The 15,819-nt window shown below is 52.9% G+C and carries 10 protein-coding genes and 3 pseudogenes; 7 read left to right on the top strand and 6 right to left on the bottom strand.

Features of this window, described 5'->3' with window-relative positions; genetic code table 11:
* Positions 1 to 32: 32 nt before the first annotated feature.
* Positions 33 to 1,700 carry an energy-dependent translational throttle protein EttA gene (gene ettA, locus KNV97_RS06280; RefSeq protein ID WP_218562743.1) on the top strand — a complete coding sequence of 556 codons (1,668 nt, stop codon included), beginning with the start codon at positions 33 to 35 and terminating at the stop codon, positions 1,698 to 1,700.
* Positions 1,701 to 1,848: 148 nt separating this feature from the next.
* Complete coding sequence (locus tag KNV97_RS06275; RefSeq protein WP_136486298.1) at positions 1,849 to 2,226, top strand: PilZ domain-containing protein; 378 nt, start codon at positions 1,849 to 1,851, stop codon at positions 2,224 to 2,226.
* 128 nt (positions 2,227 to 2,354) lie between these two features.
* On the opposite strand, the gene tyrA is transcribed toward KNV97_RS06275, so the two are convergent.
* Both tyrA and KNV97_RS06265 read right to left on the bottom strand, forming a co-directional pair.
* Positions 2,355 to 3,482: a bifunctional chorismate mutase/prephenate dehydrogenase gene (tyrA, locus tag KNV97_RS06270; RefSeq protein WP_218562742.1), complete on the bottom strand. Its 1,128-nt coding sequence runs from the start codon at positions 3,480 to 3,482 to the stop codon at positions 2,355 to 2,357.
* Between the two features lie 14 nt (positions 3,483 to 3,496).
* Complete coding sequence (locus KNV97_RS06265; protein WP_136486294.1) at positions 3,497 to 4,570, bottom strand: 3-deoxy-7-phosphoheptulonate synthase; 1,074 nt, start codon at positions 4,568 to 4,570, stop codon at positions 3,497 to 3,499.
* A 240-nt stretch (positions 4,571 to 4,810) separates the two neighbouring features.
* On the opposite strand from KNV97_RS06265, the gene KNV97_RS06260 reads away from it, so the two are divergent.
* Positions 4,811 to 6,487 (top strand): sensor histidine kinase, encoded by a 1,677-nt coding sequence (locus KNV97_RS06260; RefSeq protein WP_136486292.1) that lies wholly within the window; start codon positions 4,811 to 4,813, stop codon positions 6,485 to 6,487.
* A 9-nt stretch (positions 6,488 to 6,496) separates the two neighbouring features.
* Positions 6,497 to 7,213: a two-component system response regulator BtsR gene (btsR, locus tag KNV97_RS06255; protein ID WP_218562741.1), complete on the top strand. Its 717-nt coding sequence runs from the start codon at positions 6,497 to 6,499 to the stop codon at positions 7,211 to 7,213.
* Between the two features lie 48 nt (positions 7,214 to 7,261).
* Here the strand turns inward: btsR and nagZ are convergent.
* A pseudogene (gene nagZ, locus KNV97_RS06250) lies at positions 7,262 to 8,250 on the bottom strand (beta-N-acetylhexosaminidase).
* A gap of 136 nt (positions 8,251 to 8,386) precedes the next feature.
* Between nagZ and KNV97_RS06245 the strand changes: the two are divergent.
* Positions 8,387 to 9,499 carry an anhydro-N-acetylmuramic acid kinase gene (locus KNV97_RS06245; protein WP_218562740.1) on the top strand — a complete coding sequence of 371 codons (1,113 nt, stop codon included), beginning with the start codon at positions 8,387 to 8,389 and terminating at the stop codon, positions 9,497 to 9,499.
* 98 nt (positions 9,500 to 9,597) lie between these two features.
* Entirely contained in the window at positions 9,598 to 10,539 is a 942-nt protein-coding gene (gene murQ, locus KNV97_RS06240) for an N-acetylmuramic acid 6-phosphate etherase (protein ID WP_218562739.1), read from the top strand.
* Here the strand turns inward: murQ and KNV97_RS06235 are convergent.
* Both KNV97_RS06235 and KNV97_RS06230 read right to left on the bottom strand, forming a co-directional pair.
* A pseudogene (locus tag KNV97_RS06235) lies at positions 10,536 to 12,325 on the bottom strand (cation:proton antiporter). The gene murQ and the pseudogene KNV97_RS06235 overlap by 4 nt on opposite strands.
* Positions 12,326 to 12,347: 22 nt before the next feature.
* Positions 12,348 to 12,689 (bottom strand): DUF2799 domain-containing protein, encoded by a 342-nt coding sequence (locus KNV97_RS06230; RefSeq protein WP_218562737.1) that lies wholly within the window; start codon positions 12,687 to 12,689, stop codon positions 12,348 to 12,350.
* A 425-nt stretch (positions 12,690 to 13,114) separates the two neighbouring features.
* Between KNV97_RS06230 and KNV97_RS06225 the strand changes: the two are divergent.
* Positions 13,115 to 14,603, top strand: a pseudogene (locus KNV97_RS06225) (carbon starvation CstA family protein).
* A 235-nt stretch (positions 14,604 to 14,838) separates the two neighbouring features.
* Here the strand turns inward: KNV97_RS06225 and ispH are convergent.
* On the bottom strand, positions 14,839 to 15,801 hold the full coding sequence (ispH, locus tag KNV97_RS06220; RefSeq protein WP_218562736.1) for a 4-hydroxy-3-methylbut-2-enyl diphosphate reductase: 963 nt from the start codon (positions 15,799 to 15,801) through the stop codon (positions 14,839 to 14,841).
* Positions 15,802 to 15,819: the final 18 nt, after the last annotated feature.

Here is a 15,819-nt window from a genome sequence, read left to right as displayed (position 1 = left end):
TATTGTGTTTGAAAGTTTAGGAATGATCGGCAATGGCTGAATACGTCTATACCATGTCACGGGTGAGCAAAATTGTGCCACCTAAACGTCAAATTCTTAAAGACATCTCGCTGAGCTTCTTTCCGGGAGCCAAGATCGGTGTTTTGGGTCTCAACGGTGCAGGTAAATCGACTCTGCTGCGTATCATGGCGGGCATCGATACTGATATCGATGGTGAAGCACGCCCACAACCAGGTCTGAATGTCGGCTATCTGCCTCAGGAACCGGTGCTGGATGAGTCCAAAACAGTACGTGAAATCATTGAAGAAGCGGTCTCTGATGTGGCCGGTGCTCTTAAGCGTCTGGATGAGGTGTACGCCGCGTACGCAGAACCGGATGCAGACTTCGATGCGCTGGCGAAAGAACAAGGCGAGCTGGAAGCACTGATTCAGGCGAAAGACGGCCATAATCTGGAAAACGCGCTGGAACGTGCAGCCAACGCACTGCGTCTGCCGGAATGGGATCAGAAAATCGCCCACCTATCGGGTGGTGAGCGCCGCCGTGTGGCGATCTGTCGCCTGCTGCTGGAAAAACCAGACATGCTGCTACTGGACGAGCCGACCAACCACCTGGATGCCGAATCTGTAGCCTGGCTGGAACGTTTCCTGGTGGACTACACAGGCACTGTGGTCGCGATTACCCACGACCGTTACTTCCTGGACAACGCGGCTGGCTGGATTCTGGAACTGGACCGTGGTGAAGGTATTCCATGGCAGGGTAACTACACCTCATGGCTGGAACAAAAAGACGCACGTCTGCAACAAGAAGCATCGCAGGAAAAAGCTCGTCAGAAGACGATTGAGAAAGAACTGGAATGGGTTCGTCAGAATCCAAAAGGCCGTCAGGCGAAATCGAAAGCTCGTATGGCCCGCTTTGAAGAACTGCAAAGCGGCGATCACCAGAAGCGTAATGAAACGAACGAACTGTTCATTCCGCCAGGTGAGCGTTTAGGCGATAAAGTGATCGAAGTGAAGAATCTGAGCAAATCATTTGATGGCCGCGTGCTGATCGATGACTTGTCATTCAACATGCCAAAAGGCGCGATCGTCGGCATCATCGGTGCCAACGGTGCCGGTAAATCAACCCTGTTCAAGATGCTGAGCGGCACCGAGCAACCTGATTCAGGCAGCATAGAAATGGGTGATACTGTGAAACTGGCTTCTGTGGATCAGTTCCGTGATTCAATGAATGACAACAACACGGTATTCCAGGAGATCTCGGAAGGCGCGGACATCATCAAGATCAATAACTTTGAAATTCCGGCGCGCGCTTACTGCTCACGCTTTAACTTCAAAGGCTCAGATCAACAGAAAGTCATTGGTGAACTGTCTGGTGGTGAACGTAACCGTGTGCACCTGGCCAAACTGCTTAAAGCCGGCGGTAACGTACTGCTGCTCGATGAACCGACTAACGACCTGGACGTAGAAACCCTGCGTGCCCTGGAAGAAGCACTGCTCGAGTTTCCTGGCTGTGCCATGGTTATCTCGCACGACCGCTGGTTCCTCGACCGTATTGCGACCCATATCATCGACTACCGTGATGAAGGTCAGGTGAACTACTACGAAGGTAACTACAGCGAATACATGGATTGGCTGAAGAAAACCCTCGGTCCGGAAGCGGCAGAACCGCACCGTATCAAGTACAAACGTATCACCAAGTAATCTGCTGTCAGATTTCACGCCAAAGGCCGCTTTATGCGGCCTTTTTTATTATATTGCGCACGGTTAAACTCGTGTTGAGCACGGTTAAACAGTGGAGAGTGCCACTCTTTGCTATGCTTGAAGAGCTCAGTTCAAAAGGAAAACGACCATGATAGAACGCCGCCACTTCAGCCGTATCATTTACCAGGCTCCCGCGACCATTATTCAGGGAGATTATCAGCTTGCCACCTGCATCCAGGACCTGTCTCTGCATGGACTTTTATTGTGGGCGGTTGATGAGCCGGATATTGATCCTTCACGTCTGGTTGACGTCTCTTTTATGTTACCGGACAGTGATATCAACATCACCTTGAGTGCCCAATTAGTCAGCCAGGATGAGCGTATCCTGCGTCTGACCATCGATCACATCGATATCGAGAGTATCAGCCACTTAAAACGCCTGGTCGAACTCAATGTCGGCAACGACACTCTGCTGCACCGCGAGATGGAATACCTGGCTGATCTTGGTGATTGCGCCGCCGACTAGTCCGCTTCGCTGTTCGTGGTTTGCGCACGACCTGGTAAGGCCGAAAACTGAACATCGCTGCGCTAAACACTTGCCCCTAAACGGGATAAAAAAAACGCTGCCGAAGCAGCGCTAATTACCGGGGAGAGTTAGCCTCGATGAATCGAGTCATTTGCTTGTTTTAATAAATTCTGGCTCTCCAGCATAAATTGCTGGGAGTAGTCGCCAAACCATTGGCTGACTTTGTCAAAATGGGTGATGAAGCCCTGCTTGTCACGGTCAGTAATCAGTTTGACCGCTTCACCAAAGTTACGGTAGAAGTCCTCGATCATGCTGATGTTCTCTTCCGATGACAAAATAATATCGCCGTACAGATTAGGATCCTGACCAAATAAACGCCCCACCATCGCCAGTTCAAGGCGATAAATCGGTGAACTGAGCTGCAACAGCTGCGCCAGGTTAGGATTCACTTTCGACAAATGCAGGCCGTAAGCGAACGAGGTAAAGTGGCGCAGCGCCTGAATCAAGGTCATCCCATGATCATGCTCAGCGGCATCAATCTGACACAAACTCGCGCCCCAGATGGAGAACTGTTTGAGCAGCCATTGGTAATGCTCTTCGCCGCGACCATCACAGTACACAATCACCTGCTTAGCGAGGCTAGGCACATCCGGGCCGAACATCGGGTGCAGACCCACCACTGGCCCCTGGTGCGCCGCAAGCATGGCTTTGAGCGGTTTGCTCTTGACCGAGGTCAGGTCACACAAAATACAGTCGGCTGGCAGAGTGTTCAGTTTTTCTATCACGCCCAGCGTGAGGTGAATCGGAACTGTGACCACCACCATGCCGGCATCACTGAGCATTTCATCGGCACGCTCCCAGTCTTTACTGCCCAGTATTTTGACCGGGTAGCCCGACAGTTTGAACATCCGCGCAAACAAGCCGCCAAGCTGACCGTGACCACCGATGATCACCACAGAGCGCAGTTCCGGATTCAGACACTTAAAGCCGGAATCCTTTTCACTGGCGTAGGACTCACGCATGGTACGACGCAGAATATCTTCGATGAGTTGCGGTGGTACCCCTTTACGCTCCGCTTCTTCACGACGGGACGCGAGCATCGCGGCCTCGCGGTCCGGAGCATAAATCGGTAAGCCATGCTGACTTTTTACTTCACCAACTTTCTCGACCAATGCCAGACGACGAGCCAGCAGTTCCACCATCTGCTTGTCAACGGCATCAATCTGATCACGCAATTCATTTAATTCTACGGCCATGAATAATCCTTTAATTAACCTTTAAGGCGATCTTGCAAAAACGGAATCAGCTCCTGATGAGCGTGGCGTAATAATGCCTCAGTTGTATCCCAATTAATACAGGCATCGGTGATGGAAACGCCGTAAGCCATCTTATCGAAAGGCAGGTCTGAAGACTGGTTGCCTTCGTTGATATGGCTCTCAATCATCAGACCGATAATAGAGCGGTTGCCTTCACGGATCTGGTGAATCACATCTTCTGCCACCAGAGGCTGACGACGGTAATCTTTGCGTGAGTTCGCGTGGCTGCAATCCACCATCAGCGCCGCATCCAGGCCGACTTTAGCCAGATCTTCTTCACACTCCGCGACAGAAACTGAATCGTAGTTGGTCTGCTTACCGCCACGCAGAATAACGTGACCGTTGCTGTTACCTTGCGTGGTCAGCAATGCAACCTGTCCGTCACGGCTGATCCCCATAAAGCGGTGGCTGGAAGACGCGGCCTGCATCGCATTGATCGCCGTCGACAGGCTGCCGTCAGTACCGTTTTTAAAACCGATCGGCATCGACAGGCCACTGGCCATTTCACGGTGCGTTTGTGATTCAGTGGTCCGCGCGCCAATCGCAGCCCAGCTGAAGGTGTCAGCCAGGTATTGCGGACTGATCGGATCCAAGGCTTCAGTTGCGAGCGGGATTTCCATCTCGGCCAGATCCACCAGCAACTGGCGACCGACATGCAGACCGTGCTCAATATCAAAGGTACCGTCCAGGTGCGGGTCGTTAATCAGACCTTTCCAGCCCACAGTGGTACGCGGCTTTTCGAAGTAGACGCGCATCACAATGTAGAGTTGATCTTTAAGCTCTTCCGATAACGCTTTAAGACGCTTGGCGTACTCTTTCGCCGCTGCAATATCGTGGATAGAACACGGGCCGCACACCACCAGCAGACGATGATCGCGCTTGTGGATGATGTCGGCGATTTCCTGACGCGACTGGCGAATAAAACGACGGGCATTGTCACTCAAAGGCAGCTTGTCTTTCAGTGCATCTGGAGTAATCAGTATCTGTTCATCAACAATGTTGATATCGCTTAATTCACTTTTTTTCATCGCGTCACCTGTAATCTTTTATTTACACACTTTGATAATAAGGGTGTTCAAGTTGTATAAAACACAAATTAACAGGGTTTAAAAACAATGCAAGTGTAAATTTTAAAAAACATTTGCTGTAAATTTAAATTTACACTTGGCAGTTATGCTATTTTCACCACAAAGTGCCGCCTGAGGCGTGTTTTCTTGCCTTACTCTCCCCTAAAATAGCCCCCTTTCCACCCGCGATGAAACAGGTTTATGGATTTAATTCTCTCGTTACTGCAGCAGATGTGTGTCTACCTTGTGCTGGCCTACATGCTGAGTAAAACCCCCATTTTTTTGCCATTACTGAACATTTCACGCCGCTTCAATCACCGACTCAGCGTGTATGTGCTGTTCTCGCTGTTCTGTATTATGGGCACCTATTTTGGTCTGCAGATTAATGATGCCATCGCCAATACTCGAGCGATCGGCGCGGTGATGGGGGGCCTGTTTGGCGGTCCGGTGGTTGGCTTTGCGGTTGGGCTGACCGGCGGTATCCACCGCTATTCCCTCGGTGGCTTTACCGACCTGGCTTGTGCGGTCTCGACCACAGCAGAAGGGATTATCGGCGGTTTGCTGCACACTTATCTGATGCGCAGAAGCAAAGGCCGGTTGCTATTTAGTCCGAGCGTGGTGTTTGCCGTCACCCTGTTTGCCGAAATTGTCCAGATGCTGCTGATCCTGCTGATTGCCGATCCCTATGAAGAGGCCTATGCCCTGGTCTCGACCATTGCGGCACCGATGATCATTGCCAACTCGGTCGGTGCGGCGCTGTTTATGAGTATCCTGCAGGATCGCAAAACTATTTTCGAAGAGTATTCCGCGACGTTTTCACGCCGCGCGCTGAATATCGCCGAGCGCTCAGTGGGCATCCTCGCCAACGGTTTTAACCCACAAAACGCAGAAAAAATTGCTCGCATCGTCTATGAACAGACCAATGTCGGCGCAGTCTCCATCACCGACCGGGATAAAATTCTCGCCTTTGTCGGCATTGGTGACGACCACCACAAGCCCAACACACCGATTTCCTCACCAAGTACCCTGGATGCGATTGCCCGCAACGCTATCATCTATCTCGACGGCAAGGAGCGGCCTTATCAGTGTTCGATCTCGCCCAGTTGCCGTCTCGGATCGGCGCTGATTATCCCGCTGCGTGCAGGAGATCGGGTCATTGGAACCATAAAACTGTACGAGCCGAAGCGTAAGCTGTTTTCGACCATCAATATGTCGATGGCGGAAGGGATTGCCCAGATGTTGTCGAGTCAGATCCTGTACGGTGAATACCAGCAGAAACAGATTCTGCTGTCGCGGGCAGAAATCAAACTACTGCAGGCCCAGGTCAACCCGCATTTTCTGTTTAACGCCCTCAATACCATTAGCGCGGTGATCCGGCGTGATCCCAATAAAGCCCGTGAACTGATCCAGCATTTATCGCAGTTCTTCCGTAGTAATCTGAAGCAGAATATCGGCGTAGTGACTCTGAAAGAGGAGCTGGCGCACGTCAACGCGTATCTGACTATCGAGAAGGCACGCTTTAGTGACCGGCTGGATGTGGACATTGCGATTGATGAATCTTTGCTGGAGCGCAACGTGCCAAGCTTCACCCTGCAACCTCTGGTGGAAAACGCCATCAAGCATGGGACTTCCAACCTGCTGGAAGGCGGTAAGGTACGCATCTACAGTATTAAAGAAATGCACGGCTATCGTATCGTAGTCGAAGACAATGCCGGCAGTTATCAGGCTCCGAGTGAGGATCACGATGGTCTGGGGATGCAGATCGTCGCTAAACGCCTGAGTTATAAGTTCGGTGCCGATTGCGGCCTCAATATCGAGGTCGAACATAACCAATATACCCGAATGAGCTTTCTCATCCCCGACAAAGGAACCTATTGAGGAATCAGAATGTTATCTGCACTGGTAATAGACGACGAGCATTTCGCCCGTGAAGAGCTGATGGATTTACTGGCGGAAAGCGGCCAGATTGATGTGATTGGCGAGGCCAACAATGCCATCGAAGGGCTGAAAAAAATCAACCAGCTACGGCCTGACGTCGTGTTTCTCGACATTCAGATGCCACAAATTACCGGCATTGAACTGCTCGGCATGCTCGATCCGGAAACCATGCCCAAGGTGGTCTTTGTCACCGCCTATGACCAATACGCTCTGCAGGCCTTTGAAGATAATGCCTTTGACTATCTGCTTAAGCCGATTGACCCGGCACGGCTGGAAAAAACCATCGCCCGCCTGGTACGCAGTATCAGCAAACCACAGGATTATTCCATCCTGGCACCGCACAATCTGGACCAGGTGCCGTGCATCGGTTTAAACCGTATCGTGATTGTTCCGACTACCGAGGTCGAATTTGCCTTCAGCGATATCAGCGGCGTGCATGTCCAGACATCACACCAGCGCGCCACCAGCCAGCTGACCCTGAAAATTCTGGAAGAAAAAACCCCGCTGGTACGCTGTCATCGCCAGTATCTGGTCAATACCAAAGCAATCAAAGAGATTAAGTTGCTGGAGAATGGTCTGGCGGAAATCATGACCCGCTCAGACCATCAGGTTCCGGTCAGCCGCCGCTATCTTAAAGAACTGAAAGAGAAACTCGGTTTCCATTAATTGTCTACCCATCAGGTAGACAAAAGGCTCCCTCGGGAGCCTTTTGCGTTATCCAAACTGTTCGACCAGACGCTGCATCGCCAAACTGGCTTGTTTCCACTGTACTGAGCTCTGTAACTCGCGGTAACTGAAGTTACGCTGTTTAAGCAGTTGCAGCGCTTGCGGCACTTCGCTGATGGGCAGGTCATCCAGCACCGCGACGGCCGACTCACGCTTATTGCACATCAGCACCATATCACAGCCTGCCTGCAATGACTGCTTGGCGCGCTGCGCCGGACCGCCCATCACGGCAGCGCCTTCCATACTGAGATCGTCAGAAAACACGATGCCGGCAAAGCCGAGCTGCTCGCGCAGAACACGCTTGAGCCAGTAAGGTGAGCCACTGGCAGGCTGATCATCATAATGGGGGTAAACCACGTGCGCCGGCATCATGGCATCGAGCAGACCCGCCTTAATTTGTGTCTCAAAAATCTGCATATCTGCGGCAATACTGTCGCGCTCATCAAACGGCGTCTCAAGATGTGAATCGGCAATCACAGCGCCATGACCGGGAAAATGTTTGCCCGTCGTCGCCATGCCGACCGATTTCATCCCGCGCAGGTAAGCGCTGCTGTGGGTCAGTACCGTCGCCACATCGTCACCAAACGCGCGGCTGCCAATGGCCCGGCATTCAAACCCTTTATCCAGTACCGGAGCAAAACTGAGATCGATATCATGCGCAACCAGCTCCGCTGCCATCAACCACCCCCCTGCTCGGCCAGTTGCTCACCCAGTGCAGAGCGGGCATAACTTTGCGCGGCCGGAATACGGCTGAAACCGTCACGAAAACGCTGGACCCGCCCGCCCTCCTGATCGACCCCAATCAGAATCGGACGCTTGGCTGCCTGACGGATGGCCTGGTTGAGCGCCAGCAGTTGCTGGTTATCGTGGTAATTACGTGCAAAAAGAATCACACCACCGACCGTCGGATGCGCCAATATTTCGCGATCTTCTGCTGTCAGTTCACAGCCTTCCACATCAAGCCACAACGGACCCATTATTGCCTCTCATTCACCCTGTGGGATGATAAAAATTTGTCATTGCAAAGGAGGTTATTCAGTTTGTTTTTCAATTACAATGGCTTTTAGCGAGTTACTCTCTCCGAAGCGAATAATCTGACAAGCGGATAACATAATGGATCAACGTGAGCTGTACATCGGCATTATGTCCGGCACCAGCCTGGACGGCGTCGATACTGCGCTGGTTGCCCTGAGTGGCGATCATATTGAATTAATGGCGCATGGCTTTCTGCCCATGCCTGAACAACTCAAACAGCGCTTGCTGGCCGTCTGCCTTGGTCAGCCAACCAACCTGGCTGAAATCGGCACACTGGATCATCTGCTTGGCCACCTGTATGCCGATGCCGTCGAACAATTGCTGACCACCAGCGGCACCAAACCAGAGCAGATCCGCGCGATCGGTAATCACGGCCAGACCGTGTTTCACCAGCCCACCGGAGCGACACCGTTTACCATCCAGCTCGGCGATGCCAACGTCATTGCCGCGCGCACCGGCATCACTACCGTGGCCGACTTTCGCCGTAAAGACATGGCACTCGGCGGTCAGGGAGCGCCGTTAGTACCGGCATTCCACCGCACCGTATTTGCCGTCACCGACTCCAGTGTTGTGGTGCTGAATATCGGCGGGATCGCCAATATTTCAGTGCTCAGTCCGGACGCCAGCGTGATTGGTTATGATTCGGGACCGGGTAATGTACTGATGGATGGCTGGTGTCAGCGCCACACAGGCCAGAGCTACGACATGAATGGAGACTGGGCGCGCCGGGGCAAAGTGATCACCTCTCTGCTGCTGCAGCTTAAGCAAGCGAGCTATTTCAGCCAACCGGCGCCGAAAAGCACCGGCCGCGAGCTGTTCAATCTCGACTGGCTCGATCAGCAACTGGCCGGGCATCATCCTGCGCCTGCCGACGTGCAGCGCACTTTATGCGAACTGAGTGCTGAAACTATCGCAGACCAGGTACGCCAGTATGCACAAGGTCCGGCCCCCGAATTACTGGTATGCGGCGGCGGCGCGCAGAATGGCCTGCTGATGGAACGGTTACAGATTCTGCTGCCCGGCTGGCAGGTTGCCCCGACCACCCGCAAAGGGGTCAATGGCGATTACATGGAAGCGATGGCGTTTGCCTGGCTGGCGCAGCGACGCATACACGGTTTGGCGAGTAATCTGCCCAGCGTCACCGGTGCGCGCCAACTGGCGTCACTCGGAGTGATTTATCCGCCTAATTAGTCGCGAAAACGTTAGTCGCGAAAACGCCCCGCTGGTTTAATAGAACACAAGGCGCAAACCAACCCGATCTTAATTAACTGACAACGTGGACCATAACAATGACAAATGATGCTCTGCTGGCTGCCCTTTCCCACCTGGTTTCTGAAGGGCGCAACCCGGATACCATGGATATTGACTTGCTCTCTTCACTGGAAATCGTCGAGCGCATCAACCAGCAGGACAAACTGGTCCCGCTGGCGGTCGAAAAAGAGCTGCCCAATATTGCCGCCGCCGTGGATAAAATCACCGCCGCATTCAAGCAAGGTGGTCGCCTGATTTATCTGGGCGCTGGCACCAGTGGCCGGCTTGGTGTTCTCGATGCCTCGGAATGCCCACCAACGTTTGGGGTCTCTGACCAGATGGTGATCGGCCTGATCGCCGGGGGCCGGGATGCGATGTTTACAGCGCGTGAGGGCGCGGAAGACTCAGCGACGCTTGGCGTGGATGACCTTAAGGCTATCGGTTTTAACCAACAGGATGTCGTGGTCGGAATCGCCGCCAGCGGCCGCACGCCCTACGTGATTGGTGCGCTGGACTACGCCAATGATCTCGGCGCGGTAACGGTGGCTTTGTCATGCAACCCCGATTCACCGATTGCCGATCTGGCCCAGATCGCCATCAGCCCGGTCGTCGGTCCGGAAGCCCTGACCGGCTCCACCCGCCTCAAATCAGGGACGGCGCAGAAGCTGGTACTGAATATGCTGACCACCGCCAGCATGATCCGCTTAGGTAAGAGCTATCAGAATCTGATGGTGGATGTCAAAGCCACCAACAAAAAACTGGTGGCCCGTGCAGTACGGATCGTGATGCAGGCCACCGACTGCGAACGCGACGTCGCCGAAGCGCTACTGGCCAAAAGCGGCAACAACGCCAAAGTGGCCATTCTGATGCATCTGACCGGCGTGACTGCCGAGCAGGCCCTGGCGCGCTTGTCTGACTCCGATGGTTTCCTGCGCCGGGCAATGGACGACGAAGCCGACGCCCAGAGCCCGAACGCTTAGGCTGTTTTCTTAATCAGCGAGACGACGGTTTCGCCCTCTTTAGCAGTAAAGTTGACCGGGTCTGCACACATCTGTACCCGGCCGCGCTGATCGACCACAAACAGCGGTAGCCAGAAACTGGCTTTATGCTGCTGTTGGTAATCCGCAAAAGTAAAATTCTCGCTCAGTTTGGTGTGTTTGATTTCCCCACCCTGACTTATCAGGCTGGCGAGTTTTTTATAGCTGACCGTCCCGCCCAAAAACGACAAGCCATGGTACTCCTCCGCAACAGCGTGTTTATCCTGCTGATTGCCATTACCGTTATCGTGCAGGCAGAACACCCGTTTCTCACCAAAGTATGATAAAAACTGCATACACGCCATGATATTAAAATGCTTATCCGAACTGAGCGCCAGCATGTGCCCGACCCCAATCAGGTTGAGATACTCATCCGCATGGCTGGAAATCGGATTGCCATAATAGTGCTCCAGCCCTGCCATCCGCGCCTGACGGATATAATCCCAGTTAGAATCGGTGACCACCACGCGACAATCATACTTAGCGATCGCTTTACCGACTTCACGCGCCACTTCATTGGCACCGAGGATCAAAAATCCTTTCGGCGCCGGCTCGGCCACTTTAAGCGCCACCGCCATCGGCCGAGCAGTAACACTCTGCAACACCACGGTGCCGATAATCACCATAAAGGTGAGCGGCACGAGCAGATTGGCTTCGCTCATCCCGAACGAGTCGAGTTTGATAGCAAACAGTGACGAGATAGACGCTGCAACAATCCCGCGCGGCGCAACCCAGGCCAAAAAACCGATTTCACGCCATTTAAGATTACTGCGCAGAGTTGCCAGCACTATCGACACCGGGCGCGACACCAGTTGCATCACCACAAACAGCGCCAGTGAGCTCCAGCCCAGGACAGTAAAGTCACTGATCTCAATCCGCGCCGCCAGCAGGATAAACAAACCGGTGATAAGCAGTATGGTCAGGTGCTCTTTAAAGTGCAGAATATGCTGGATATTGACATCGCGGCTATTGGCGAGCCACATCCCCATCACAGTTACGGTCAGCAGCCCGGATTCCGATTCAATCGCGTTAGAGGCGGCAAACACCCCCAGTACCACGCTTAACACCGCAAATGGCTGCAGGTATTCCGGCAATCCGCCATGACGCAGCACATACGCAACAGCAGCGCCGGACATAACGCCAATCCCGACCCCGACCAGCAGAATCAGGCCAAACACCTGCAAACTGTGCGCTTCACTGCTCGAGACAATAAACTCGTACACCATAACCACAAACAGTGCGCCAAGCGGGTCAATCAGAATCCCTTCCCAGCGCAATATGTTCGACAGGCGGGTGTTGGGGCGTACCGTGCGCAGCAAAGGCACGATCACCGTCGGCCCGGTCACCACGGTCAGGCTGCCGAACAGCAGAGCCAACGGCCAGTCAAAGCCGAGCAGCCAGTGGGTGGCGTAAGATGTAATCCCCAGGAGACCAGCGCTCCCAGCGAGACAATACTCCACACCGTTTTGCTGACGCCGCGGATATCTTTGAAGTTGAGGGTCAAACTGCCTTCGAACAGAATCACCGCCACCGCCAGAGAGATGAGCGGAAACAGTAACTCCCCCAGTAACTGCTGGGGCTGCAGCATACCTGTGATTGGGCCAGCAACAATACCGGCGATTAACAGAAACAGAATGGCAGGCAGGCGCAGTTTCCACGCCAGCCACTGACACGCCAAACCCACGACCCCGATCATGGCTAACGCCAGAGCGATATACTCTTCATGCATGTTGGTAATTGCCTAACCCTGATTATTTGTTGTATTCGTTCCAGCCACGCTGCCATTCCATACGGAATCGTTGCGCCTGCTTGGTACCTTCACACACACCTTCGTAATATTGTCCGTTCACTCCCATTTGATAGGCAAAGTCCGGATTACAATACTCACTCACGCCATCCAGATAGCCCTGATGGTAATCGGACTGACTGGCAGAGCCGAGTTCAGCCAGTTTTTTGTATGCACGCTGGGTATGTCCGGCAATACCATCGTTATAACCAATCTGATACCAGTTTCCCTGTGCTGCCAGTTCGCTTTCTGTTGCAGCGCACCCCCAAAGCCCTATTGTCACCAACATTAATAGTATTGTTTTCATTTTTTGCCTTTATACCCGGTTAACTGCGAATCGGTTACCTTACCACGGCTGTCAAGCCCCCTTGGGGCCGCCAACCATCACCTGTACTGCTATTGAAATCGGCACGGCTATGCACAACTGAACTTAGCTTGAAATCTATAGTGCCACCGACCAGACCACACGGCTATTGAATGCGTATCATGGCCGTTAATTCGTGACCGACAGCGCTAATTCGCTGTTTCAGCCTTTGTCTGCCACACCGGCCGTTTACTGTGTGTCGCTGCCGCTGAGCGGCCGTTAAAAACCACTAATACGTGCCAGAAACCACTTAATTCGCCAGACGACCACTGAGCGGTAAACCCGGTGAAGCTCGATTATCGATCATTTAGTATCCATCCTGAGATTAATTCAATAACACCCTACTTCAATCATAAAGGACAATCGCTATGTTGTGGTTTCTAACCTGTGTCGCAGCCCTGATCGGCGGCTACTTCATCTACGGCACATTCGTAGAAAAAGTTTTCGGCATCAACGAAAAGCGCCAGACTCCCGCGCATACTCAAACTGACGGTGTCGACTATGTACCTATGTCCACTCCGAAAGTTTACCTTGTTCAACTGCTGAATATTGCCGGTGTTGGTCCTATCTTTGGTCCAATCATGGGCGCGTTGTATGGTCCTGCCGCCATGCTGTGGATTGTTATCGGCTGTATCTTTGCCGGGGCCACCCACGACTATTTCTCAGGCATGCTGTCAATCCGCAACGGTGGCGCTTCAGTACCGTCACTGTCTGGTCGTTATCTTGGCAATGGCGCCAAACATTTTATGAATATTTTTGCCATTGTGCTGCTGCTGCTGGTCGGAGTGGTCTTCGTTTCGGCCCCCCGCCGGTATGATCACTAACCTGATCAACGAGCAAACTGACCTGACCGTCAACATGACCACCATGGTTGTCATCATCTTTGCTTACTACATCGTAGCAACGATTGTGCCGGTCGATAAAATTATCGGCCGCTTCTACCCACTGTTTGGCGCCCTGCTGATCTTCATGTCAGTTGGCCTGATCACAGCCATCGCTTTCTCAAGCGAGCACCAGATTCTGGGCGGTTTTGAAGTCAGCGACATGCTGCACAACATGAACCCGAACGATATGCCACTATGGCCTGCGCTGTTTATCACCATCGCATGTGGTGCTATCTCAGGTTTCCACGCGACTCAGTCCCCACTGATGGCACGCTGTCTGGAAAACGAAAAGAACGGACGCTTTGTGTTCTACGGAGCGATGATCGGTGAAGGCGTGATTGCGCTGATTTGGTGTGCGATTGCCCTGTCATTCTTCGGCTCACTGGATGCACTGTCGGCTGCAATCAAAGACGGTGGTCCGGGTAACGTCGTGTACAGTTCATCATTTGGTCTGCTGGGCGTATTCGGCGGTATCATTGCCTTCCTGGGTGTAGTTATTCTGCCGATCACCTCTGGTGACACCGCATTCCGCTCCAGCCGCCTGATCCTGGCTGAATACTTCAACATGGAACAGAAGACCCTGCGTAACCGCCTGCTGATGGCTATGCCTCTATTCGTGATTGGCGGCATTCTGACTCAGGTTGATTTCGGTATCATCTGGCGTTACTTCGGCTTTGCCAACCAGACAACAGCCGTGATGATGCTGTGGACAGCGTCTGCTTACCTACTACGTCACAATAAACTGCACTGGATCACGACTATCCCTGCCATGTTCATGACTGCGGTATGTATCACCTTCATCCTCAACAACAGCACACTGGGCTTTGGCATGCCAATGCAAATCTCGACCATCATTGGTCTGGTGGCAACCCTGGCTATCACTGTGTACGTGATTAAGATTTCGAAAGGCAAAGGCGAAACTGACCTGGCTGACGAAGCCAAGCCAGCAGCCGGTGCGACCGAGACTGCGTAAAGCAGACGCTCACCGATAATGCTGCAACAACAAAGGGCTCCGCAAGGAGCCCTTTGTTGTGATGCCGCAGCCGGTCTTTGCGACACCTCGTCTGTTAAGGCGAATCTTGCCTGTTAAGCCACCCAACCTCTTAGCGCGATAAACCGATTGCAATCAAAAGCGATGGCAATTCCGATATCAATAGCAGGCGTCAGCGACACAAAGAAAACAGGCTGGCATCTCGCCAGCCTGTCACTTAATCAACCTGTTTAATCTGCAGCTCTTTCGGCACTTCAAAGAACATATTTTCTTCGCGGCCCAGCACTTCTTCCACGGCAGTCGCACCGAGTTCCTGAATCCGATCTAAGATCTGGTTAACCAGCTCTTCCGGTGCAGAAGCCCCTGCGGTGACACCAATCAGGCTTACCCCCTGTAACCAGGCTGCATCAATATCCTCCGGACAATCAGTCAGATAGCCCGGCGTACCCAGTTTTTCCGCCAGCTCTTTGAGACGGGTTGAGTTGGAGGAATTTTTTGAGCCGACCACAATCATCACATCCACCTGCTCTGCCAGAATTCGTACGGCGTCCTGACGGTTCTGGGTTGCATAACAGATATCGTCTTTACGCGGGCCCTGAATCTGCGGGAACACTTCACGCAGCTTGTCGATCACATCAGCGGTTTCATCGACTGACAATGTAGTCTGGCTGACATAGTGCAGATGAGACGGGTCTTTGACCTTGGCCTGCAGAGCCACCACATCGTCTGGTTTTTCCACCAGATACATGCCTCCGGTCACGCTGGCATACTGCCCCATGGTCCCTTCCACTTCCGGGTGACCGGCATGACCAATCAGTACCACTTCCATATTACGGCGGCTGGCGCGTGCCACTTCCATATGCACTTTAGTCACCAACGGACAGGTCGCGTCAAATACAGTCAGATCACGCTCTTTGGCTTCCAGACGCACCGCCTGCGATACCCCATGAGCAGAGAAAATGACGATATTGTCATCCGGTACTTCACTCAGCTCTTCAACAAAGATGGCACCGCGCTGCTTCAGCCCCTCGACCACAAAACGGTTATGCACCACTTCGTGACGGACATAAATCGGTGGCTGATACATTTCTAGTGCACGCTCAACAATGCTGATGGCACGGTCAACGCCGGCACAAAAGCCGCGCGGGTTCGCTAACAGTATTTTCATGGGATTGCTCATGGTTCTCTTTTAAGCTGG

The sequence above is a fragment of the Vibrio ostreae genome (assembly GCF_019226825.1).
Taxonomy (GTDB): Bacteria; Pseudomonadota; Gammaproteobacteria; order Enterobacterales; family Vibrionaceae; genus Vibrio; species Vibrio ostreae.
The sequence above is the reverse complement of the archived record's forward strand: the minus strand, read 5'-3'. Positions and strand labels throughout refer to the sequence as shown.